General features: G+C 63.5%; 1 protein-coding gene. It reads right to left on the bottom strand.

What is annotated here, in order from left to right; genetic code table 11:
- On the bottom strand, positions 1–501 hold a 501-nt coding region (locus NW856_RS11545; protein WP_414400385.1), incomplete at both ends, for a TIM-barrel domain-containing protein.

Genomic DNA, 501 nt, shown 5'->3' with positions numbered 1-501 from the left:
GGGGTAAAGAATTCCCATTTGCATCCAACGGGCAAACAGCTCGGGAGTGGCATTGCCACCGAAGCCGCCGATGTCCGCGCCGACAAAGCTAACTCCCGACAGGCCCAGGTTTAGGAGCATGGGCAGGGACATCTCCAGGTGTTCCCAGGAGGATTGGTTGTCGCCTGTCCAGACGGCAGCCCAGCGCTGGATCCCAGCAAAGCCGGAGCGAGTCAGCACGAAGGGGCGCCGGTTGGGGTTGAGCTGTTCCAAGCCTTCACGGGAAGCGCGTGTCATCAGCAGGCCGTACAGGTTGTGAACTTCGGCGTGGGTGGTGGGTTCGTCGGGTGGGCCTTGGGGGGCATCGAGGGGGATATCGACGATCTGGCCGCCGTCTCCAAAGGGGCGGTCGTTGAGGGCCGGCTCGTTCATGTCGTTCCAGATGCCATCCACACCGGCTTGGGTGAGAACCCGTTGCCAGGATCCCCACCACTGCCGCACTCCGGGGCGCAAGAAGTCGGG

Source organism: Synechococcus sp. R3-13, assembly GCF_047462195.1.
GTDB lineage: Bacteria > Cyanobacteriota > Cyanobacteriia > Thermostichales > Thermostichaceae > Thermostichus.
The sequence above is the reverse complement of the archived record's forward strand: the minus strand, read 5'-3'. Positions and strand labels throughout refer to the sequence as shown.